Origin of the sequence: Rhodococcus sp. OK519, from assembly GCF_003051005.1 — a bacterium.
Taxonomy (GTDB): domain Bacteria; phylum Actinomycetota; class Actinomycetes; order Mycobacteriales; family Mycobacteriaceae; genus Prescottella.
In genome coordinates, this window is record NZ_QAOW01000008.1 from 139279 (window position 1) to 159653 (window position 20375).

Below are 20375 nucleotides of genomic sequence, written 5' to 3' on the forward strand. Positions count from 1 at the left end.
ACGGGTGATCTCGCCGGAGGAGTCGGAAATGACACCGTTCAAGGGCTCGCCCAGACCGTCGTCCTCGCCATCGCCGTCGCAGACCGGTGGCGTTACATGACAACCTGATTCAGCGCCGATGCCCGTCCGGCGACGCCCCGTTCGCCGCCTGATTCCACGCCCCGCCCGCTCCCGACAGGAACGGGCCCACGATGTCGATCGGCAGTGGGAATACGACCGTCGAGTTCTGGTCCGCTCCGAGCTCGAGCAGGGTCTGCAGGTACCGCAACTGCAGCGATGCCGGGTTGCGACTGAGCACCTCCGCGGCCTGCCTCAGTTCCTCCGACGCCTGCAGTTCCCCGTGCGCGTTGATCACCTTGGCCCGTCGCTCCCGCTCGGCCTCGGCCTCGCGTGCCATCGCCCGCTGCATCGCCTCGGGAATCTCGACGTCCTTGATCTCGACGGCGCGCACCTGCACTCCCCACGGCTCGGTCTGCGCGTCGATGCTGGCGCGCAGGTCGCGGTTGAGCTCGTCGCGATGCGCGAGCAGGGTGTCGAGGTCGGCGCGCCCCACGACCGAGCGCAGAGTGGTCTGCGCCATGAGTGAGGTTGCCACGGCATGATTCTCGACTGCCGTCACCGACTTCACCGGATCTGTCACCTGGAACAGCACGACGGCGTTGACCCGGGCAGGCACGTTGTCCTTGGTGATCACCTCCTGCGGCGGAATGGTGAGGGTCACCACCCGCAGGTCGACCCGGATCATCCGGTCCACCGCGGGAGCCAGCAGACGCAGGCCGGGCCCGGTCGCAGGGCGCACCCGGCCCAAGCGGAACACCACACCGCGCTCGTACTCTCGCAGCACTCGCACCGAGAACAACAGAACGACGACGGCGAACACGATCACCGCGAGAACGACCACGACGGCGGTCATGATCGCCTCACCCGACTCCAGCCGGCCGGAGGACCGCCGTCGTCGGATGCGGGTTCGAATCCGCCCCACCGGGTGCGATAGCGATCGTGCCGCATGGCGTCCTCCCCTGGATTCTTCTCGGGCACAGCTGGATCGGGTGTGTCGAAGTTGGCGGGGCTGCGCCGCAGATGTGACGTGAGCGGGATCGCGCACACGGCGGAGAGCACCGCGCTGCCGACGAGGAGCGCGGACTCCACCGGTGTGTGGAATCCGATCAGCCCGAAGAGCGGAAACAGGACCGCGAGTCCGGCAGGAACGCACGCGATCCCGCGGTGGAAGAGGCCCGCCTCCGAATGCGGCCACGGGTCGAGCGCCCGACTCACCTCACGACCGTGCTCGGACGTGGTGCACGAGGCCTTGACCGGGCAGCTGTTGCACACGGCCGGACTCGCCCGGTACCTCACGACGCGGTTGTCCGGATCGAACGACGTCGGCCACAGCCACTGGTTCTCCGGACACTCCCACGCATCGTGATCGCGGTGATAAGTGAAAGCGCCGTGCGTCCAGTCCCCCGCCCGACGGCCGACCCGTCGGGCCAGAAGATCCAGCCCGTACGCGGCGACGACGAGGAACGCGGAGTATCCGCAGATCATCCAGACCACCGGATCGACGGCGCTCACGACTCCCGTTCCTTCTCCTGCGGGTGGACCTCGATGAACAGCACGTCCTGAGGCTGCTCGTGTGTGGTGGCCTTGATCCGGTATCGAACGCCGAGCCAGCAGATCCACAGGAACGGCAGGACTCCGCCGATGATGAACACCACATCGCCCGGCAAACGCATCCATTCGAGCAGGAGGTTGCCCGGCTTGGTGAGTTCGGCGAGCGACCGCGCCTCGAAGTAGCCGTTGGCCACGGACTCGTACAGTTGCGCCACACCGAGCGGCAGCAGGGACGCGAACACCATCCAGGCCAGCCCGAGATTGAGGCACCAGAAGGACAGCCGCGCCAGTTTGTCGGGCCATCTCTCGGGCGGGATCAGATAGCGCAGCGCGAACAGTGACAGTCCGACCGCGAGGTTGCCGTACACGCCCATCATCGCGCCGTGTGCATGATTGGCGGTCAGACCGGTCCCGATCTCGTAGTACGACACGATCGGGAGGTTGATGAGGAAGCCGAAGATACCGGCGCCCAGGAAGTTCCAGAATCCGACCGCGACGAGGAACATCACGGCCCACCGATGCGGGAACGGTTTCGCGGTGCGCGACTGTTGCCGGGAACCGAGTTGCAGGAAGCTCCACGCCTCGACGGTCAGGAACGTCAACGGAATCACCTCGAGTGCGGAGAAGAAGGCACCGAGAGCCATGTGCTCCACGGGCGTGCCCGAGAAGTACACGTGGTGCATCGTGCCGATCACACCACCCGCCGAGTACAGCACGATGTCGAGGAAAATGATTCCGAGAGCGATCTTTTCGCGCACGACGCCGAGCATCACGAATACGTAGGCGACCATCACCGTGGTGAACAGTTCGAGGAAGTCCTCCACCCACAGGTGCACCACCCAGAAGCGCCAGAAGTCCGCGACGGACAGGTGCGTCTCGGTGCCCGCGAGCAACCCGACCGCGTAGAACACCGGGATGGCGAGCGCCGAGTAGAAGAACAGCCACGGCATGTTGCCCCGCGACTCACCTTTCAACCTGGCCCGAATTCCGCGATAGATGATCGCGATCCAGAGGAACAGCCCGATGACCAACAGAACCTGCCACACCCGCGGCAGGTCGATGTACTCCCACTGTTGGTCGATGAACGGTGCGCCCAGCGACCACTCCACGCCGTAGATCGACAACGCCTCACCCGTCATGCTGCCGGCGACCACCAGTCCGACCGCACCCAGCAACCCGTAGGCCAGCAGGTGTTGATTCTTGGGTTCCTTTCCCGAAATAAACGGGGCCAGAAAGATTCCCGCCGCGAGGAATCCCGCGGCCGGCCACAGGATCGAGAGTTGGACATGCCAGGTCCGTGCAAGGTTGAACGGCAGGTAGTCGGCCAGGTCGAACCCGTAGAAGCTGAGGAGATCCGAGCGATAGTGCGCGGTGGCGCCGCCGACGAGCGTCTGCCCGAGGAACAGCAGCGCGATGACGAAGAAGAACCACGCACACGCCCGTTGCGCGGGGGTGATCCGCACCTCGCCGGGCTGACGGAACGAGATCGCCGGGGCGTCGACACTGCGCCAGCCGATCTTCTGACTCCATCGCCCGTAGACGGCGAACAGGATTCCGGTACCACCGAGCAGCGCGATGAGCGACAACACGCTCCACACGACGATGTCGGCAGTGGGCTTGTTGTCCACCAACGGTTCCGGCGGCCAATTGTTGGTGTACGAATAGTCCACGCCGGGGCGCTCCGCGGCGGCCGCCCACGCCGTCCACGCGAAGAACGATGTGAGTTGTCTGATCTCGCCGGGGTCGCTGATCGCGTCGGGCAGCAATCCGTTCTCGTTGGCCTCGGGCCCGAAGAACGTGGCGTAATGCTTCTGCACCTCACCGAACGCCTTGACCTGACGGTCGGTGAGCACCAGCACGCCGGAGCTCTCGTCGTAGCGGTTGGTGCGGAACTCCTCGAGCATCACCGCATCCGGATCCGGCACGCCCTCGCGCAGCAGGTCCTCACGCACGGTGGAGGCCGAGCGCCGCAGGTAGTCGGCGGTGTAGTCGGGCCCCAGGTAGCCGCCGTGCCCGACGATCGACCCGTACTGCATCAATCCGCGTTTGAGAAACAACTCCTGTCCAGCGACGATGTCGTTGCCGTCGAAGACCTGTTCGCCCGAACTATCCACCACGCGAACGGGTCTCGGCATCGAATCGGTGTAGGTGCGGTAGGCGAGGAACCCGAGAACGAAGAAACCGAAGACCATCACCAAGCCGACGGCTTGGACCCACGTCTTCGAAATCTGCATCGGGGAACGTTTTCGGGGCGGCTCCGCACCGGTACGTTCGACGGTGTTGTGGGCCATCTCGACACCTCCACCGGCGGACTCACCCCGCCGCTGGACGCGTCATCGGGGGTCCCTTTGGGTTCACGGGCAATCGGAAACAGGAGGCCTCGCATGTGACGGTATCCCACGAACACCGAGGTTGCCCAGGTGTTTTCGTCGCAATCGACCGAATCGCGGCCAATGTGCCGAATGCGGGACGGGTCAGCGGAAGGCCGCGTGCCCCGTGAGCGCTCGGCCGATCGACAGCAGATGCATCTCGCTGGTGCCCTCGTAGGTGAGCACCGATTCGAGGTTGTTGGCGTGCCGCAGCGGCGAGTATTCGAGGGTGATGCCGTTGGCGCCGAGAATGGTGCGGCACTCGCGGGCGATCGCGATGGCCTCGCGGACGTTGTTGAGCTTGCCGACGCTGATCTGGTCGGGTGTGATCTCGCCGCGATCCTTGATGCGGCCCAGCTGGATCGCGAGCAACATGCCCTTGCCCAGCTCCAAGGTCATGTCGGCGAGCTTCTCCTGGGTGAGCTGGTAGCCGGCGAGGGGGCGGTCGAACACCTCCCGTGTTCCGGCGTACGCGATCGCCGTCTCGAGACTGTCGCGGGCCGCGCCGAGGGCGCCGAACACGATGCCGAAGCGGGCCTCGTTGAGGCACGACAGCGGCGCACCGAGACTGTGTGCGCCCGGCAGCTGCGCCGAGGCCGGCAGGCGAACGCCGTCGAGCACCAACTCCGACGTCACCGACGCCCGCATCGACAGCTTGCCGTGCACGGTGTTGGCGGTGAATCCCGGTGTGTCCGTGGGGACGAGGAAGCCGCGCACGCCGTCGCCGGTCTGCGCCCACACGGTCGCGACGTCGGCCAGGCTGCCGTTGGTGATCCACATCTTGGTGCCGTCGAGGATCCAGTCGGAGCCGTCGCGGCGCGCGCGGGTGCGCATGCCCGCGGGGTTGGAACCGAAGTCGGGTTCGGTGAGGCCGAAGCAGCCGAGCGCCTCACCGGCCGCCAGACGCGGTAGCCACTCCTGCTTCTGTTCCTCCGACCCGTACCGGTGGATCGAGAACATCGACAGCGAGCCCTGCACCGACACGAAGCTGCGCAGCCCGCTGTCGCCTGCCTCGAGTTCGAGGCAGGCGAGCCCGTAGCTGACGGCGTTGGTACCGGCGCAGCCGTAGCCCTGCAGATGCATGCCGAACAGCCCGAGACCACCGAGCTCTCTCGCGACTTCCCGTGGCAGTGTTCCCGATTCGAACCATTCGGGCAGCTGCGGGCGCAGCCGATCGTCGACGAGCCGCCGGACCGTGGCCTGGACGTCGCGTTCCTCGTCACCGAGGAGGGCGTCGACCCCGAACAGGTCCAGCGGCTTCATCGTCATGTCAGTCCATCGCTCCCGCAAACTGGCTGTTGTACAGGTCGTAGTACGCGCCGCGCCGCTCGAGCAGCTGGTCGTGATGACCCTGCTCCACGATGTGTCCGTCCTCCATGACGACGATCAGGTCGGCGTCGCGGATGGTGGAGAGCCGGTGCGCGATCACGAAGCTCGTGCGGTCGCTGCGCAGCTGCGCGGTCGCCTGCTGCACCAGAAGCTCGGTGCGGGTGTCGACGGAGCTGGTGGCCTCGTCGAGGATCAGGATCGACGGCTGCGCAATGAACGCGCGGGCGATGGTGATGAGCTGCTTCTCACCGGCACTGACGTTGCTGCCCTCCTCGTCGATGACCGTGTCGTAGCCGTCGGGCAGCATGTGCACGAAGCGGTCGACGTAGCTCATCCGGGCGGCCTCACGGACCTGTTCGTCGGTGGCGTTGGGGCGGCCGTACGCGATGTTGTCGCGGATGGTGCCACCGAACAGCCACGTGTCCTGCAGAACCATGCCGATCCGCGAACGCAGATCGTCGCGGGTCATCTGCGAGATGTCGGTGCCGTCGAGGGTGATTCGGCCGCCGTCGATCTCGTAGAACCGCATGATGAGGTTCACCAGCGTCGTCTTGCCGGCACCTGTCGGGCCGACGATCGCGACCATCTGGCCCGGCTCCGCGGTGAGCGAGAGCCCCTCGATGAGCGGGGTCTCCGGGTTGTAGCCGAAGCGGACGTCCTCGAACTGCACGCGACCGCGGGCCTGCGCCGGCGTCGCGGCGGGATCCGGATCCTCGGACTCCTCGTCCTCGTCGAGCACTGCGAACACGCGCTCGGCGGACGCGATGCCCGACTGCAGCAGGTTCACCATGGAACCGATCTGTGTGAGCGGCTGCGTGAACTGACGCGAGTACTGGATGAACGCCTGTACGTCGCCGAGGCTCATGGTGCCCGACGCCACCCGCATGCCGCCGATCACGGCGATCGCGACGTAGTTCAGGTTGCCCAGGAACATGATTGCCGGCATCACCATGCCGGAGATGAACTGCGCCTTGAACCCGGACTGGTAGAGCTGCTCGTTCTTGCCCTGGAACTCGGCCTGCACCTCACGGCCGCGGCCGTACGCGGTGACGAGTTCGTGGCCGGTGAGGGACTCCTCGATCTGTCCGTTGAGCTCGCCGGTGGTCTTCCACACGGCCGCGAAGTGCGGCTTGGAGCGCTTCGCGATCTTCGCCGCGACGACGGCCGACAGCGGCACCGTCAGCACAGCGATGAGCGCCAGCAGCGGCGAGATGATGATCATCATCGCGAGGATGCCGATGACGCTCAGCGTCGCGATGACGAGCTGACTCAGTGTCTGCTGCAGGCTCTGCGAGACGTTGTCGATGTCGTTGGTGACGCGGCTGAGCAGGTCACCACGCGAGCTGGTGTCGAAGTAACGCAGCGGAAGTCGGTTGATCTTGCGTTCGACGTCGTTGCGCAGCTGACGCACGACACCCTGCACGATGTTGTTGAGCAGGTACGCGGCCGCCCACGACACGAACGCCGACCCGAGGTACAGGGCCAGCACCAGCGCGAGCACCTGGCCGATCGCGGTGAAGTCGATCCCGACACCCGGCACGACGTCCATGCCCGAGACCATGTCGGCGAACTGGTTCTGTCCGGCTGCGCGCAGCCCCTCGACGGCCTGGTCCTTCGTCAGGCCCTCGGGAAGCTGCCGGCCGATGACACCGTCGAAGATGATGTTGGTGGCGTGGCCCATCAGGCGCGGGCCGATCACCGACAGCACGACGCTCGCCACGGCGAGGATCAGGACGAAGCTGACCGCCATCCGCTGCGGGCCGAGCCGTCCGAGCAGGCGCTTCATGGACGCGCCGAAGTTCTCCGCCTTCGCGGTGGCGGGCGCCCCGGGGGCTCCGGGCATGGGGGGCGAGGATTGGGTCGCGGTGCTCACAGCGCCTCCTGAACAGAACGCTGGGACTCGACGATCTCGACGTACGTCGAACAGGTCTCGAGCAGTTGCTCGTGGGTGCCGATGCCGACGGTCGCGCCCTCCTCGAGGACGATGATCTGGTCGGCGTCGATGATGGTCGATACGCGCTGGGCGACGATGATGACGCAGGCGTCCTCGGTCTCGGGCCGCAACGCCGCGCGCAGTCGCATGTCGGTCGTCAGGTCGAGCGCCGAGAACGAATCGTCGAACAGGTACACCGCGGGACGCCGGACGACGGCCCGCGCGATCGCGAGTCGCTGCCGCTGACCACCGGAGACCGTGGTGCCGCCCTGCGAGATCGGGGACTCGAGGCCCTCAGGCATTGCGCGGACGAAGTCGGCCGCCTGCGCGATCTCGAGCGCCTGCCACAGTTCGTCGTCGGTGGCGTCGGGCTTGCCGTAGCGCAGGTTGCTGGCGACGGTGCCGGAGAACAGGAACGCCTTCTGCGGAACCAGACCGATCTGCGACCGCAGGAGGTCCGCGTCGAGCTCACGGACGTCGGTGCCGGACACCGTGACCGCGCCGGACGTGACGTCGATGAGCCGCGGGATCAGGCCCAGCAGCGTGGTCTTGCCGGAACCGGTGCCGCCGATGATCGCGGTGGTCTTGCCGGGCTCGGCGGTGAAGCTGATGCCGCGGAGCACAGGCTCGTCGGCACCCGGGTACTTGAACTCGGCGTCGCGGAACTCCACGAGAGCCGGCTGGTCCATGACCGTGACGGGATTCGACGGCGCCACCACCGACGGCTCGGTGTCGAGGACCTCGGTGATGCGCTCGGCACACACCGCGGCACGGGGGGCGAGCATCGCGATCATCGACGCCATCATCACGGCCATGAGGATCTGCATGATGTAGCTGAGCATCGCGGTGAGCGAACCGACGCCCATGGTGCCGTTGTCGATCTCGTGGCCACCGAACCAGATCACCGCGACGCTCGTCAGGTTCGCGATCATCATCACGAGCGGGATCATCAGCGCCGTCATGCGACCCACCCGCAGGGCGGTGTCGGTGAGGGCGCCGTTGGCCTCGTCGAACCGTTCGGCCTCGGAACGTTCACGCACGAAGGCTCGCACGACCCGGATACCGGTGATCTGCTCGCGCAGAACCCGGTTCACGGCGTCGATGCGCGTCTGCATCGTGCGGAACGAGGGCACCAACTTGGTGATCATCACGATCATCGTGAGCGCGAGCAGCGGCACGCTGACCGCGAGAATCCACGACAGTCCGGCATCCTCGCGGATCGCCATGATGATGCCGCCGACGCACATGATGGGCGCCATCACCAGGATCGTGGCGCTCAGCACCACCATCATCTGCACCTGCTGGACGTCGTTGGTGCTGCGAGTGATGAGCGACGGGGCGCCGAATCGTCCGACCTCGCGGGACGAGAACGCCCGCGCGCGGCCGACGATCGCGGCACGCACGTCGCGGCCGAAGCCCATCGCGGCTCGGGCACCGAAGAACACCGAGCCGATGGAGCAGATGATCTGCACCAAGGTCACGAGCAGCATCTTGCCGCCCGCGCTCATGATGTAGTTGGTGTCGCCGGCCGCCACTCCGTTGTCGATCAGGTCGGCATTGACGCTGGGGAGATACAGCGCGGCGCCGGTGGCGACGAGTTGAAGGAGGATGACGCCGGTGAGGTCGCGCTTGTAGGGCCCCAGATAGGTGCCGAGGAGTCTGATCAGCATGGTTTGCGAAGGTTACCAATCGAAAGGACGAAAAAGGAGGGATCAGGCCCACGTATTCGGACCCGATCCCTCCCTCTTCATCGAATGTTCACAGTCTCTTCCAGGAGACCTCTTCTAGGAGACCGTGGCGTCTTCGAGGTCCTGCTTGTCCCGCGGTAGTGCGCGGGTGAGCTTCTCGCCCTCGATGTCGACGTTGGGCAGGATCTTGTCGAGCCACTTGGGCAGCCACCATGCCTTGTCGCCGAGCAGGGCCATCACCGCGGGGATGAGCACCATGCGGACGATGAACGCGTCGAAGAGCACCGCCGCGGCGAGCGCGAAACCGATCGACTTGATGAACGAGTTGGGCTCGAGCATGAACGCCCCGAACACCGAGATCATGATCAGCGCGGCGGCGGCCACCACGCGGGCGCCGTGACTGAAGCCGATTGTCATGGCGCCCTTGGCGGACGCGCCGTGCACGTACTCCTCGCGCATCCGGGTCACCAGGAACACCTGGTAGTCCATCGCGAGACCGAACACCACACCGATCAGGAAGATCGGCATGAAGCTGACCAGAGGCTGCGGGTTGGCGATCAGCCCGCCCCAGCCCTCCTGGAAGATCGCGACGGTGGCGCCGAAGGTGGCGGCCACGCTGAGCAGGAAGCCGAGGGCCGCGGTCAGCGGCACCAGGATCGAGCGGAATACCAGCATCAGCAGGATGAACGCGAGCCCGACCACGATGATCAGGTACGGCACCAGAGCCTCGAGCAAGCGGTCCGAGACATCGGTCTCGAGCGCGGTCTGTCCGGTGACGCCGTAGTTGACGCCGATCTGTTCGTTGAGCGCGCCCTCACCGTCACGGATGGACTGCATCAGGTCGATCGTCTTCTCGTCGGTCGGTGCGCTGCCGGGAGTCACCAGGACCTGCGCGGTGTCTCCCGCCGGGTTCATGGCCACGATCTGGGCATTGACGACATCGTCCTGCGCGGAGATGGTCCGGACCACCTCACCGAAGGCCTCCGACGCCGGGACGGTGGCGTCCTGGGCATCGACGACGACGAGCAGCGGGGCGTTACGGCCGGGGCCGAACGCGTCGGACACCCGGTCGTAGGCCTGCCGCGAGCTGGTGGCGGGGTCGCCGGTGCTCTCGGACGGCAGGGCCAGCTTGAGTCCGGCGGCCGGCAGCGCCAGCGCGCCGAGGACGACGATTCCGGCAATCAGCGGGATCGCAGGCTTACGGGCGACCCAGCCTGCGTAGCGGGCGGCCGGACCGGGGGCCGCGTCCGCCGCCTCCGGATCCGGAGCCTTGACGAACGGAACCTTGCCTGCGAACGCCTTGCGGCCCAGCAGACCGAGGAAGGCGGGCAGGAAGGTGAGCGCGACGAGCACCGCGACGAACACGGAGAACGCCGCTGCCATACCCATGTCGCTGAGGAACTTGATGCCGACGACGCGGAGCGCCACGAGCGCGATGATCACCGTCAGGCCGGCGAACACGACAGCCGAACCGGCGGTGCCGACCGCGCGGCCCGCCGCCTCCTCGCGGTTGCCGCTGACGCTGACCTCATGCTTGAAGCGGGAGACGATGAACAGCGAGTAGTCGATGGCCACGGCGAGGCCGATCATCACCGCCAGGGTCGGAGTCATCGACCCGAGTTCGGTGAATCCGGTCGCGACGGTGATACCCAGGCTGCCGATGCCGACACCGATGATCGCGGCGATCAACGGCAGTCCGGCGGCAACGAGGGAACCGAACGTGAGCAGCAGAACCACGGCGGCGACGGCCAGGCCGATCAGTTCCGCGGATCCGCCCGGCATCTCGGGGGCCTGCGCGGCAGTGCCGCTGAGCTCGACCGTCAGTCCCGCATCCCGCGCGACCTGGGCGGCGGCCACGACCTGATCGGTCAGTTCGACGTTGACATCCTCGAAGGTGCCGGAGAAGGGAACCTCCACGTAGCCGACGGTCTTGTCCGGGCTCAGCGGAGACAGCGCCGCGGCGTCGGCCAGCGCAACGTCGACGGGTGTGCCGGCCTGTTCGGCCTGCGCCGTCACCATCTCGGTCAGACCGGCATCGGCGACCACCGGGTTGACCAGCGCACCCTGAGCGGCCTCGGGGGAGGCGGTGGCCGGGTCGACCTTGGCGGCCGGGTCGACGAGCTCGATGCCGCGAACCTGGGCCAGGGTCGCGTCCATCGCGGCCTGGTTCTCCGGGCTGTCGAGGGTCTGACCCTCGGGGGCAGCGAAGACGTACCGCGCGGAGATGGAGCTGAACGGATCCTTGGCCGAGGCGGGGAACCGCTCGGCCATCAGGTCCTGCGCCTTCTGCGCCGGCGTCCCGGGAATCGAGAACGAGTCGTTCGTCGGTCCCGACAGGGTTGCGGCGCCGACCCCCATCAGCACGAGGATGGCCAGCCAGATGGAGAGGACCGTGCCTTTTCGCCGGTAGGCGAATCGGCCGATCCGATAGAGATAGGTGGCCATGACGGCTCCTTCGCGATCGGGTGGGGTTTAGCGCGTGGGGACGGCGAGACCGGACCGCAGGTGGTCGAAGGCCTCGCGAACGAGTTGCTCGGGGTTGTCGGCCGACGACCGGCCGCTCATCCACAGATCGAGGGACGCCTTGCAGGCGGCGCCGACCACCATCTGCAGCAGGCTCGGGTAGAGGCCGGTGGCACCGGTGCGCTCGGCGATGACCTCGTCGAGCATCGGGGTGAGCCGCACGTGCATCTCCATCTTCTTGGCGAGCAGTGCGGGGCTCGAGTCGATGAGTTCGACGAGCGCCTGCATCTCGTCGAGTTCGCGCTCGGACCCGGTGAGGGCCCGCACGACGATCTGTTCGAGCGAATCGAGGATCGGTTCGTCGGCGGGACGCTCGCGCAGCCAGTCGGCCCACTCGAGAACCTGCGCCTCCAGGTGGTGGAGGACGGCCTCTTCCTTGCAGGAGAAGTAGTTGTGGAACGTCCGGGTGGAGACGCCCGCGTCGGCCGCGATCATGTCGGCGGTCACGAGTTCGAGGCCACGCCCCTTGGCGAGGCGTGCGGCGGCCTCGCTGAGCGCGATGCGCGTCGCCGCCTTCTTCCGGTCTCGGAGCCCGAGTACTTCACTCACTTCATCAAAAGTACCGAAATTGCAGATCTCTGCAATGTTGCAGCGGAGTGCATCTTTGTGGGCTTCAGCACACCCGGCGGATGCGAGTGATCGACGTCACCGCCAGGCCCTCCGGGCCTAGGCTGATCGCACACCCGGCGCACCACCGAACGGCGGCCGAAATGCCCGATTGGGACGGCGAACAGTACGCACGGACCAGCGATCTGCAGCGCGCGATGGCAACGCGCGCGATCGCCGGACTGGAGCTGAATCCGAACGACCGCCTGCTCGACGTCGGCTGCGGCGACGGCTTCGTCACGCGACTGCTCGCCAAGCAACTGCCCGCGGGCCGCGCGGTGGGCGTCGACGCATCCCCGCGGATGATCGCGAAAGCGGGCAAGGGCGCACCGAACGTCCAATTCGTCCTGGCCGATGCCCGCGACCTACCGTTCCGCGCCGAGTTCGACGTCGCGGTGTCGTTCAACGCGCTGCACTGGGTGACCGAACAGCGGCGCGCGCTCGGGTCGATCGCTGCCGCGGCCCGGCCCGACGCCCGCGTGTTGATCCAGGTGGTGTGTGCGGGCGAACGTCCCAGCCTCGAGACGATTGCAATGGAGGTCGCGGGCGCGCCGCGCTGGGTGGATCGGTTCGCCGGCTTCGCTCCCCCGTTCGTCCACGTCGACCCCGCCGAATACCCGGACCTCGCGGCGTCGGCCGGACTGCGCACGACCGACCTGTCGGTACACGACGTCACGTGGGACTTCGGCTCGCACGACGCGTTCGCCGAGTGGTGCAGCAACGGCGCCGACGCCTGGACCGGACGACTGGCCCCCGAGGACCGGCCACACTTCCTCGAGGATTGGGTGGCCGCGTACGAGGAGGTGTCGGGACACCCGGGGCTGTTCCAGTTCACGCAGATGCGTGCCGACCTGCGGGTGCACCACTAACGGCGGCGCCATGCCCCGGGGTCGGCGGTGAGGTCGTCGACGAAGGCGGGCAGCGCGCCGGCGGCGACGTCGGCGATCGTGACCCCCTCGAGCACCGCGCGCAGGTTGACGCGGACCGCGATCCACACCTGCTGCAGCGATGCGGCCGCGCCGTCGTAGCGGACATCCTCGGGCCGCTCCCCGCGCACCGACGCGAGCGGTCCCTCGACGGTGCGGATGACGTCGGCGATCGTGATCTCCTCGGCAGGACGGGTGAGCCGGTACCCACCCTCGGGTCCACGTCGGCCGTGCACCAGGCCGCCGCGACGCAGATCGGCGAGGATCGCCTCGAGGAATTTGGGGGCCATCGACTGCGCGCTCGACAGCGCCTCTGCCTTGACGAGGCTCGGCGCCGCGGCCGCGAGTTCGACGAGGGCACGCACCGCGCAGTCCACCCTCGCCGTGATGTGCACGCCTGCCCCCCGCCCGATTCGACAACGCCTCGGCACAGACGTTACTCACCACCCGTGCGACAGTGACCCAGGCCACCGTGCGGGGTAGATTTTCGATCAGATGCGCTCGAAAGCTCGGAGGCGACATGTGGGAGACCCTCACTGCGGCGTGGGGATCGCTGCTCGAACCGCTCGGTGACCCGGTCACCCTGGCGATACCGGCGTTCGTCGCGTTCCTGGGGCTCGAGTGGTTCGCCGCCCGCAAGCTCGAGGAGACCGAGCTCCGGGACGGCCGCTCTCATCCGCCGACGGCGGGGTACGAGTTCCGGGACGCGCGGGCGTCGATCTCGATGGGCTTGGTGTCGATCGCGACCACCGCGTTCTGGAAATCCTTGGCCTTGATCGGCTACTCGGCGATCTGGGTGTACGTCGCACCATGGCATCTGCCGGCGAACGCCTGGTACACGTGGGTGCTCCTGCTGGTCGGCATCGACCTGCTGTACTACACGTATCACCGTATGGCGCACCGGATCCGGCTGATCTGGGCCACGCACCAGGCGCATCACTCGAGCGAGTACTTCAACTTCTCGACGGCACTGCGGCAGAAGTGGAACAACAGCGGCGAGATCCTGATGTGGATTCCGTTGCCGCTGATCGGTATTCCACCGTGGATGATCTTCGTCGGATTCTCCGTGAATCTGGTGTACCAGTTCTTCGTGCACACCGAACGGATCGACAAGCTGCCGCGGCCCGTCGAATTCGTGTTGAACACCCCGTCGCACCACCGGGTCCACCACGGGTGCGATCCCGAGTACCTGGACCGCAACTACGGCGGCATCCTCATCGTGTGGGACCGGATGTTCGGCACCTTCCACGCCGAGAAACAGCGCCCCACCTACGGTTTGACGAAGCCGGTGGGCACGTACGACATCTGGAAGTTGCAGACCCACGAATATGCCGCGATAGGACGTGACGTCCGCGCCGCAGCCACGTGGCGTGAACGCCTCGGCTATGTGTTGGGGCCCCCGGGGTGGGCGCCGTCAGGATCGGGCCAGGCTCACCAGGAAGTCGACCGTGCCATTGCCGTCGACCGTCACGAATCCCAGTGACGGCGGCGTGATTCCGTAGTCGGTCCACGTGACCGGCACGGCGCCGGACGCGACGAGGACGTCGCCCGTGTGCAGCACCTTGACGTCCACGCTCACCGGACGGGTCTGATCCTTGAGGGTCAGCGTCCCGTCTGCCTTCACCGTCGCGGCCGTGCCGTCGGTGGGAAGCGACGCGAGATCGACCGGTGCGGTGAGGGCGAATTTCGCGGTCGGGAAGGTGTCGGCGTTCATCACGTTGCCGCGGAACTGTCCGTCGCGGCGCGAACTGTCGGTGGCGATGTCGGCGACCTGCACGACGATCTCGGCGGCGGTCAGCTTCTGGCCCGCAATGCTGACGTCTCCGTTGACCTGGTTCGTGGTGCCGACGACGGTGACCCGGGCTCCGTTGAGGATCTCGGACACCGTGTACCCGGCGACGGTCGCGTTGGCGCCCTCCCCCGGGCCGACAGCCCACTCACCGTCGATCGAACCTGACGCGGCCTGCGCCCCCTCTGTGGACACGCTCGCGGCCGGGGCGTCGTCCTCGGCGATGAACTTGCCGTAGATCCACGGGCCCGCGAGCAGACCTGCAAGCACCACGACGACGACGCCACCGACGATCCACCACTTCTTCATCGGCACAGAGTAAGAGCACCCCGGGCTCGGCCGCTACACCTACATCCTGGAAAGCTGTTCAAGACCGCTGCTCCACGCTCCCGCCCGGTCGCTGTCCTGGATCGGTTCGACGGCCGGCATCTCCGCAATAGCCGGATCCGGCGGCGGATGTGCCTCCCTCCAAATGCAACTCGTCCACCGGTGACGGTATGGCGATCTGGATCGAGCGGGATTCACCGCATGTCGTCACATTCCCGGCTGACTCCATTGTCTCGGTTAATGAACCCGAACGCGGTAACGCACTTCTCGTCGGCGGGGCTCGATCCATACGGGGCGGGAGAAGCCATCGACGATCGAGCCCAAGCCACATAGCAAGTGCGGGCGGCTCTCATCCTGTGTCGGTCATGCGAGGTTCTCCGTCACAATCGCCTCGCTATCGAGGGGCCGAATCACAGCCCAGAGTTCGGTGGCGTGGCACCTACTAATCTTCCACTGGCCGTCTTCGGTGACGTACGCGTCGTCGTACTCGACGGCGCAGACCTTCTCGGTGCGGTCACGCAGATTCAGTTGCCGGAACCGCAGTGTCCACGTCCCTTCGGCGGTGGTATCGCTGGTCAGCCGAATGTCTGGGTGCAAGCCGTGGTGCATATCGAGAATGAGATGCCTTTCGCCCTCCTTCTGCAGCGCGACGGCTCGATAGACAGCGGCGATACCATCGGCATCGTCGAAAGCGCCCATTCGTCCGTAATCGATCGACGCTCCCCTCGCCACGAAGCTGGCGCGGAAGCCGTCGGCGTCCTTGCCATCGCATGCCCGCCAGTAGCGGTACTTCAGCGCCTTGATTGCTTCGATGGCCTCTAGTCGAGCGATTCGCTGTTCGATATTTTCTTCAATATGCGTGGGGTTCATACTAGCCTCCTTCAGATTGATGATTTTTAATCGCCAGGTAGCGCGGTAGGCATTATTCTAAAATGGACCGCGGCGCAGCCGTCCACTCCGTCGATCACGGCAAGCTACAGGGTCGCAATTGCGCACTTCGCAGAGTGAATCTGCGCCGACAACATGGCGACCGACGGTGCCATGACTGCCTATCCACAGTTTTTCATGAAAGATTTTCAGCTCCGCATCTCCCTCTGGATGAGCGAATGGCTGGGGATCACACCGGGCCGAGATTTACTTCATTCCTATCCATGCTTGATCGAACAGCATGACGCCGGCGGCTGACGGAACAATGCCGTAGATGTTTCTCTGCCAAGCCCAGAATGAGGGCAGCCCACTGGTCGGCACAGACGGCACGGTTTCATTCCACAGGACCTGAATCTTCGACAGCGTCTCTTCTGAAGATTTGAGGTCCTTCGCGTGCTGAAATTCGAGAAGCAACATGTCCATATCCGGGTTCACGTAGCCGGAAGTATTGGATCGAGATTCACTGCTCACGGTTGAGTACAGGCCCAGATCCGGAATCGCTTCATAGAGACCCATTCCCGAGTGGGACAAATCAAAATCGTGCTTAACATAGACTTTCAGGCCCAGGTCTGCAACATTATTGACCGGCACTATTCTCACATCGAATCCGACGTCCTGTAATAGAGACTGCACAGCGAGACCGCCAGCCTGGTCCTTTGGTTCGTTGAGCACAACGTACTCGAGTGCCCCGTTGAACCCATCGGCCTTGGCCTGCGCCACAAGTTCTGCCGCCTTGGCTCGGTCATAGGCGACTCCCGGGGTGCTGGAGTGCCACTGCGAGGCTGGACCGAAGAGTTCAGAGCCGGGCAAACCTTGGCCCTTCTCGGCGCGCTGATCGATGAGGTCAGGATCCAACGCATAGGCGATTGCCTGCCGCACCCGGATGTCTGAGCCTGGACGGCCTTCTCGGTTGTTGATGATCACGGCGCCACCGGTGTTGAGGACGCTGATGTAACCGGGGTAGCCCTTTTCTTTGGCCGCGTTGATCGCCGAACTGTCTCCCCTGATGTAGGCGATGCCGAGCTGTCCACTCTCCAAGGATTCGAGGTTGGCCTGCGGTCCATTGAGCGGTACTATCCGGAGTTTTTCGAGCCTGACAGGGCCGCCGTAGTACACCGGATTGGATTTGAAGACCCGCTCTTCGTAAGGAGCAAACTTTTCATCAATGAAAGGACCCGCGCCAATCGCCTTGAAGTTTTCACCTTCGTCTACACACGGTGCGACTATCATGCCGTGTCCGAGTGCGAGCATCGACGGGAACCGCATCCACGGCGCATTGAGATGGAAAACGACGGTGGACGTATCGATGGCCTCAATCGACACAACGGACTCAAGCCAGAGTTCGGCACCGTTGCCCTTGTCTTCGTTGTAGCGATTGATGCTCGCGATCACGGCGAGAGCGTCGAGTGGAGTGCCGTCGCTGAATTTCACTTCGTCGCGTAGCCTCAGCGTCCACGTGGTGCCGCCATCGGTGGTATCGAGGGACCGCGACAACTTCGGCTTGAATTCTCCGGTGCCGGTGTCATACCGCATCAATACGTCGTAGACGGCGGCGAGTGCCGCCCCCGCGTCGTCGCGTGCGGCAGTCTTAGCCGGGTCCAGCGAGGTGGGCAACAATTGCACGCCGTAGGTCAGCGTGCCGCCCGCGACTGCCTCACCCGCCTCTGTTTGAGCATTGACCATGCCTGTTGCGAACATACTGTCGTCGCTGACCCCGGCCTCACTGTTGGCGCAACTGACGAGAAGAAAGCCAGCGCCGAGCAGCGCCGCTGTGCTCCGCCAGCGCTTCCCGAAACGAAACTTGATCATGCCGATCACCGCATTCTGTGTTTGCTATGGCCCTCATGGCTCCGACGGTAGGGACGCACACGTTGTTTATTGATGAACGGAGGCCTCAGGCGCCCAGGTGTTCGGGGCCGCCTTACTCAGACGGCCAGCTAATGGGGGTGATCACCTCGGATTCATCGGATGTGACGTAGCAACAAAGATCTCTGAGCTGGTTGATGCTTCGACTCGGGCCGCCGACCGGAGTCTGACCCTGCGCAGATCCGTCCATGTCCCTCCCGCGCGGATACTTCCGCAGTTCCGACGTCAGCCCGACGAGCATCTGACCACCAAATTCATCGCGTCGGTCGAACACATGATTGATCAATTTTCAGGGGGAAGTCCAAGACTGCGACCATGCCGATCTAGTTTGTTGGCATGCTTGATCTGACTCTGCGAGACCTTGAGTACGTCGATGTGGTGGAGAGGGAGCGGAACTTCACACGCGCCGCCGAGCAGATCCCCATGGCACAGCCGGCGCTTAGCCAGGCAATCCGGAGGGTGGAGCGCCGCCTCGGCGTTGAGCTTTTCTCCAGGACCAGTCGACATGTCGAGCCGACCCTGGCAGGCAGGGTGCTCGCATCACATGCTCGGCAGATTCTTCACGATGTGCAACGAGCAGTGGCCGACGCACAGGTAGCCGGGGGGAATCGGACATTGAGTGTTCACGTCACGGAACCGTCGCTTCGCATCCCGCGTCAGGTTCTCGCAGCAGTTCGCCGAGATGTTCCGTCGGCGGCCATCCACCAGACCACCCTGCCGCACCGATTCGTGCCGGATAAACTCCGCGCAGGCGAACTTTCGCTTTCTATCGGTAATCGAATCACCGGTCCTGACGTCACATCAGTATTGCTGTGCCACGAGCCCGTTGTCGTCGTCATGGCGGCCCACCATCCGCTGGCTGCATGCGAGACGGCCACCATTGCACAGTTGGCCGAATATCCGTTGGTGTCGATCGATGACACGATGAGCACCTGGAATCAGTTCGTCGAGCACATGCTCGTCCGCGAAAATCTTGTGCCACTGTGGACATCGTCGAGCTCATTCGGCGCTGCAGCCGGTGCCGACCTCGTGGCTGACGGTCGATCCCTGCTTGTTTGCCTGGCCTCCGTCGGCGACGAGCAACCATCCGATCGTGTGTCCCGCCCGCTTCGCCCAGCTCAACAGGTTGGCTGGTTCCTCAGCTGGCGAACAGCCACAGGTGAACTGCCGCTCATCCGTAAGGTGCTTGCTGCCGCGGTGCGATTCCATGGACGTGGGGTCAGCCACTGTACGGCCGAATAGGCACTGCGCCACTTTGGTTGACGGGCTGCGAGACGCACTTCGCGGTGAATGGATGTCGAGGAGCACCGCAATACCTACGGGTGCGAGGGCAGCCGTTCGACGGACCGTTCGGCGACGGCGGTGCCGACCTCGTTGACGGCGGTGCGGATAAGAATCGTCCTGTCGCTCTAGCTCTCCGACGCGGTCGGCATCGCAAGGGTGGTGAGGTCGCCGTCGGTCGCGGAACGGATCACGACGGGCATGTCGGGGGCGGAGATGTCGAGCATGATGTCGGGTCCGACGGCAGTCGCGATCGCGGACAGCAGGTTTCCGCGACGGAACGCAAGGGCCACGTCGGCTCCGGTGACGCGAGCCGTCATCGATTGCGGCGGGCCGTCATGCGTCCTCACGGACAACGACCCGTCCGCGGTGTCGACACGGACGGTGCCCTCCATCGGCCCCTCGACCGCGGCGAGCAACTCGTCGCGGCGAACGAGAACGCGGGTGCGCGACGCAGGCAGACCGTCGAGCATCATGCGGTAGCCGGGGTATTCGCCGTCCAGTACGGGACAACGGGTCTCGTCGCCGGACACCGCGATCACCAGAGCACCGGGGGCGGGGCGAAGAACGATCGCAGCAGCGGGGCTCTCGGGGCTCAGTGTTGCGACGAGAACGTCCAGTTCCCGCGCGGGAACCACGACCGCCCATGTTTCGCCGGGCGCCTGCGCCGGCAGGCTCCGGGTCGACAGGCGGTAGCGGTCGGTCGCGGTCAGCACCACAGCGCCGTCGCCCGCCTCGATCAGAATCCCTGTGAGGATCGGGAATTCGACGTCGGTGGCGGTGGCGGGCAGGACCTGTCGGACCGCTTCGGCGAACAAGCTCACCGGCAATGCGACCGAAGGCCCGTGACCTTCTACCGGCGGGGCCACCTGGAACGACGCGGCGACCGCGGCCGCCGCGTCGGCGCGCTCGCGCAGAAGCCGGACGTGTTCGTCCAGCAGCCGGGCCGCCTCGCTCGGATCGGCGGACAGAATCCGGGTCACCGCCTCGAGCGGAACGCCGATCTCGCGCAGCCGGCGGATCGTCGACGCGCGCTCGCGCTGGGCGTCGCTGTAGTACCGGTACCCCGTCACCGGGTCGATGTGCGCCGGCGCGAGCAGACCACTGTCGTCGTAGAACCGCAGCGCGCTCGGCGTCAGCCCGGTCGCCCGCGCGAAGACGCCGATCGTGATGAGGTCGTCGGATCCGGATGCACTCACG

16 protein-coding genes are annotated in these 20375 nt (G+C 65.6%); 3 read left to right on the forward strand and 13 right to left on the reverse strand.

From position 1 onward, the window contains the following. Positions 1 to 109: 109 nt before the first annotated feature. The 8 genes from C8K36_RS19475 to C8K36_RS19510 all read right to left on the reverse strand — a co-directional run bounded on the left by C8K36_RS19475 (position 110) and on the right by C8K36_RS19510 (position 12002). Positions 110 to 913, reverse strand: coding sequence for a slipin family protein (locus C8K36_RS19475; RefSeq protein ID WP_107986177.1), 804 nt, complete (start codon positions 911 to 913; stop codon positions 110 to 112). Next, positions 910 to 1572 carry a hypothetical protein gene (locus tag C8K36_RS25005; protein WP_107986178.1) on the reverse strand — a complete coding sequence of 221 codons (663 nt, stop codon included), beginning with the start codon at positions 1570 to 1572 and terminating at the stop codon, positions 910 to 912. Before C8K36_RS25005 ends, C8K36_RS19475 begins: the two co-directional genes overlap by 4 nt. Further along, entirely contained in the window at positions 1569 to 3845 is a 2277-nt protein-coding gene (locus tag C8K36_RS19485) for a cbb3-type cytochrome c oxidase subunit I (protein ID WP_258195503.1), read from the reverse strand. The genes C8K36_RS25005 and C8K36_RS19485 overlap by 4 nt, the downstream gene beginning before the upstream one ends. Before the next feature lie 240 nt (positions 3846 to 4085). Then, entirely contained in the window at positions 4086 to 5249 is a 1164-nt protein-coding gene (locus C8K36_RS19490; RefSeq protein WP_107986180.1) for an acyl-CoA dehydrogenase family protein, read from the reverse strand. 1 nt (position 5250) lies between these two features. After that, complete coding sequence (locus tag C8K36_RS19495; RefSeq protein ID WP_107986299.1) at positions 5251 to 7152, reverse strand: ABC transporter ATP-binding protein; 1902 nt, start codon at positions 7150 to 7152, stop codon at positions 5251 to 5253. Between the two features lie 26 nt (positions 7153 to 7178). After that, positions 7179 to 8912: an ABC transporter ATP-binding protein gene (locus tag C8K36_RS19500; RefSeq protein WP_107986181.1), complete on the reverse strand. Its 1734-nt coding sequence runs from the start codon at positions 8910 to 8912 to the stop codon at positions 7179 to 7181. A gap of 114 nt (positions 8913 to 9026) precedes the next feature. Then, positions 9027 to 11375 (reverse strand): MMPL family transporter, encoded by a 2349-nt coding sequence (locus C8K36_RS19505; RefSeq protein WP_107986182.1) that lies wholly within the window; start codon positions 11373 to 11375, stop codon positions 9027 to 9029. Between the two features lie 27 nt (positions 11376 to 11402). Next, positions 11403 to 12002, reverse strand: coding sequence for a TetR/AcrR family transcriptional regulator (locus C8K36_RS19510; RefSeq protein WP_107986183.1), 600 nt, complete (start codon positions 12000 to 12002; stop codon positions 11403 to 11405). A gap of 161 nt (positions 12003 to 12163) precedes the next feature. On the opposite strand from C8K36_RS19510, the gene C8K36_RS19515 reads away from it, so the two are divergent. Continuing rightward, positions 12164 to 12928 carry a class I SAM-dependent methyltransferase gene (locus tag C8K36_RS19515; RefSeq protein ID WP_107986184.1) on the forward strand — a complete coding sequence of 255 codons (765 nt, stop codon included), beginning with the start codon at positions 12164 to 12166 and terminating at the stop codon, positions 12926 to 12928. On the opposite strand, the gene C8K36_RS19520 is transcribed toward C8K36_RS19515, so the two are convergent. After that, complete coding sequence (locus C8K36_RS19520) at positions 12925 to 13380, reverse strand: RrF2 family transcriptional regulator (protein WP_107986185.1); 456 nt, start codon at positions 13378 to 13380, stop codon at positions 12925 to 12927. The genes C8K36_RS19515 and C8K36_RS19520 overlap by 4 nt on opposite strands. A gap of 125 nt (positions 13381 to 13505) precedes the next feature. Between C8K36_RS19520 and C8K36_RS19525 the strand changes: the two genes are divergently transcribed. Continuing rightward, positions 13506 to 14468: a sterol desaturase family protein gene (locus C8K36_RS19525; protein WP_107986186.1), complete on the forward strand. Its 963-nt coding sequence runs from the start codon at positions 13506 to 13508 to the stop codon at positions 14466 to 14468. Here C8K36_RS19525 and C8K36_RS19530 read toward each other — a convergent pair. The 3 genes from C8K36_RS19530 to C8K36_RS19540 form a co-directional block, all read right to left on the reverse strand. Beyond that, complete coding sequence (locus tag C8K36_RS19530) at positions 14400 to 15083, reverse strand: YceI family protein (protein ID WP_107986187.1); 684 nt, start codon at positions 15081 to 15083, stop codon at positions 14400 to 14402. The genes C8K36_RS19525 and C8K36_RS19530 overlap by 69 nt on opposite strands. Positions 15084 to 15464: 381 nt before the next feature. Then, positions 15465 to 15971, reverse strand: coding sequence for a nuclear transport factor 2 family protein (locus C8K36_RS19535; RefSeq protein WP_107986188.1), 507 nt, complete (start codon positions 15969 to 15971; stop codon positions 15465 to 15467). 264 nt (positions 15972 to 16235) lie between these two features. Beyond that, the gene (locus C8K36_RS19540; protein ID WP_258195504.1) at positions 16236 to 17837 is read right to left on the reverse strand and encodes an ABC transporter substrate-binding protein; all 1602 of its coding nucleotides are present in this window, start codon (positions 17835 to 17837) and stop codon (positions 16236 to 16238) included. 393 nt (positions 17838 to 18230) lie between these two features. Here C8K36_RS19540 and C8K36_RS19550 point away from each other — a divergent pair, with 393 nt between their 5' ends. Beyond that, the gene (locus C8K36_RS19550) at positions 18231 to 19136 is read left to right on the forward strand and encodes a LysR family transcriptional regulator (RefSeq protein WP_107986190.1); all 906 of its coding nucleotides are present in this window, start codon (positions 18231 to 18233) and stop codon (positions 19134 to 19136) included. A gap of 167 nt (positions 19137 to 19303) precedes the next feature. On the opposite strand, the gene C8K36_RS19555 is transcribed toward C8K36_RS19550, so the two are convergent. After that, entirely contained in the window at positions 19304 to 20374 is a 1071-nt protein-coding gene (locus tag C8K36_RS19555; RefSeq protein ID WP_107986191.1) for a MerR family transcriptional regulator, read from the reverse strand. Between the last annotated feature and the right edge of the window lies 1 nt (position 20375).

What these genes read in the sequence shown, in the direction of transcription:
- C8K36_RS19490 (WP_107986180.1), bottom strand. Translation starts at nt 5,249, where the DNA reads ATGACGATGAAGCCGCTGGACCTGTTCGGGGTCGACGCCCTCCTCGGT.
- C8K36_RS19515 (WP_107986184.1), top strand. Translation starts at nt 12,164, where the DNA reads ATGCCCGATTGGGACGGCGAACAGTACGCACGGACCAGCGATCTGCAG.
- C8K36_RS19495 (WP_107986299.1), bottom strand. Translation starts at nt 7,152, where the DNA reads ATGCCCGGAGCCCCCGGGGCGCCCGCCACCGCGAAGGCGGAGAACTTC.
- C8K36_RS19475 (WP_107986177.1), bottom strand. Translation starts at nt 913, where the DNA reads ATGACCGCCGTCGTGGTCGTTCTCGCGGTGATCGTGTTCGCCGTCGTC.
- C8K36_RS19550 (WP_107986190.1), top strand. Translation starts at nt 18,231, where the DNA reads ATGCTTGATCTGACTCTGCGAGACCTTGAGTACGTCGATGTGGTGGAG.
- C8K36_RS19530 (WP_107986187.1), bottom strand. Translation starts at nt 15,083, where the DNA reads ATGAAGAAGTGGTGGATCGTCGGTGGCGTCGTCGTCGTGGTGCTTGCA.
- C8K36_RS19485 (WP_258195503.1), bottom strand. Translation starts at nt 3,845, where the DNA reads ATGCAGATTTCGAAGACGTGGGTCCAAGCCGTCGGCTTGGTGATGGTC.
- C8K36_RS19540 (WP_258195504.1), bottom strand. Translation starts at nt 17,837, where the DNA reads ATGATCAAGTTTCGTTTCGGGAAGCGCTGGCGGAGCACAGCGGCGCTG.
- C8K36_RS19535 (WP_107986188.1), bottom strand. Translation starts at nt 15,971, where the DNA reads ATGAACCCCACGCATATTGAAGAAAATATCGAACAGCGAATCGCTCGA.
- C8K36_RS19525 (WP_107986186.1), top strand. Translation starts at nt 13,506, where the DNA reads ATGTGGGAGACCCTCACTGCGGCGTGGGGATCGCTGCTCGAACCGCTC.
- C8K36_RS19500 (WP_107986181.1), bottom strand. Translation starts at nt 8,912, where the DNA reads ATGCTGATCAGACTCCTCGGCACCTATCTGGGGCCCTACAAGCGCGAC.
- C8K36_RS19505 (WP_107986182.1), bottom strand. Translation starts at nt 11,375, where the DNA reads ATGGCCACCTATCTCTATCGGATCGGCCGATTCGCCTACCGGCGAAAA.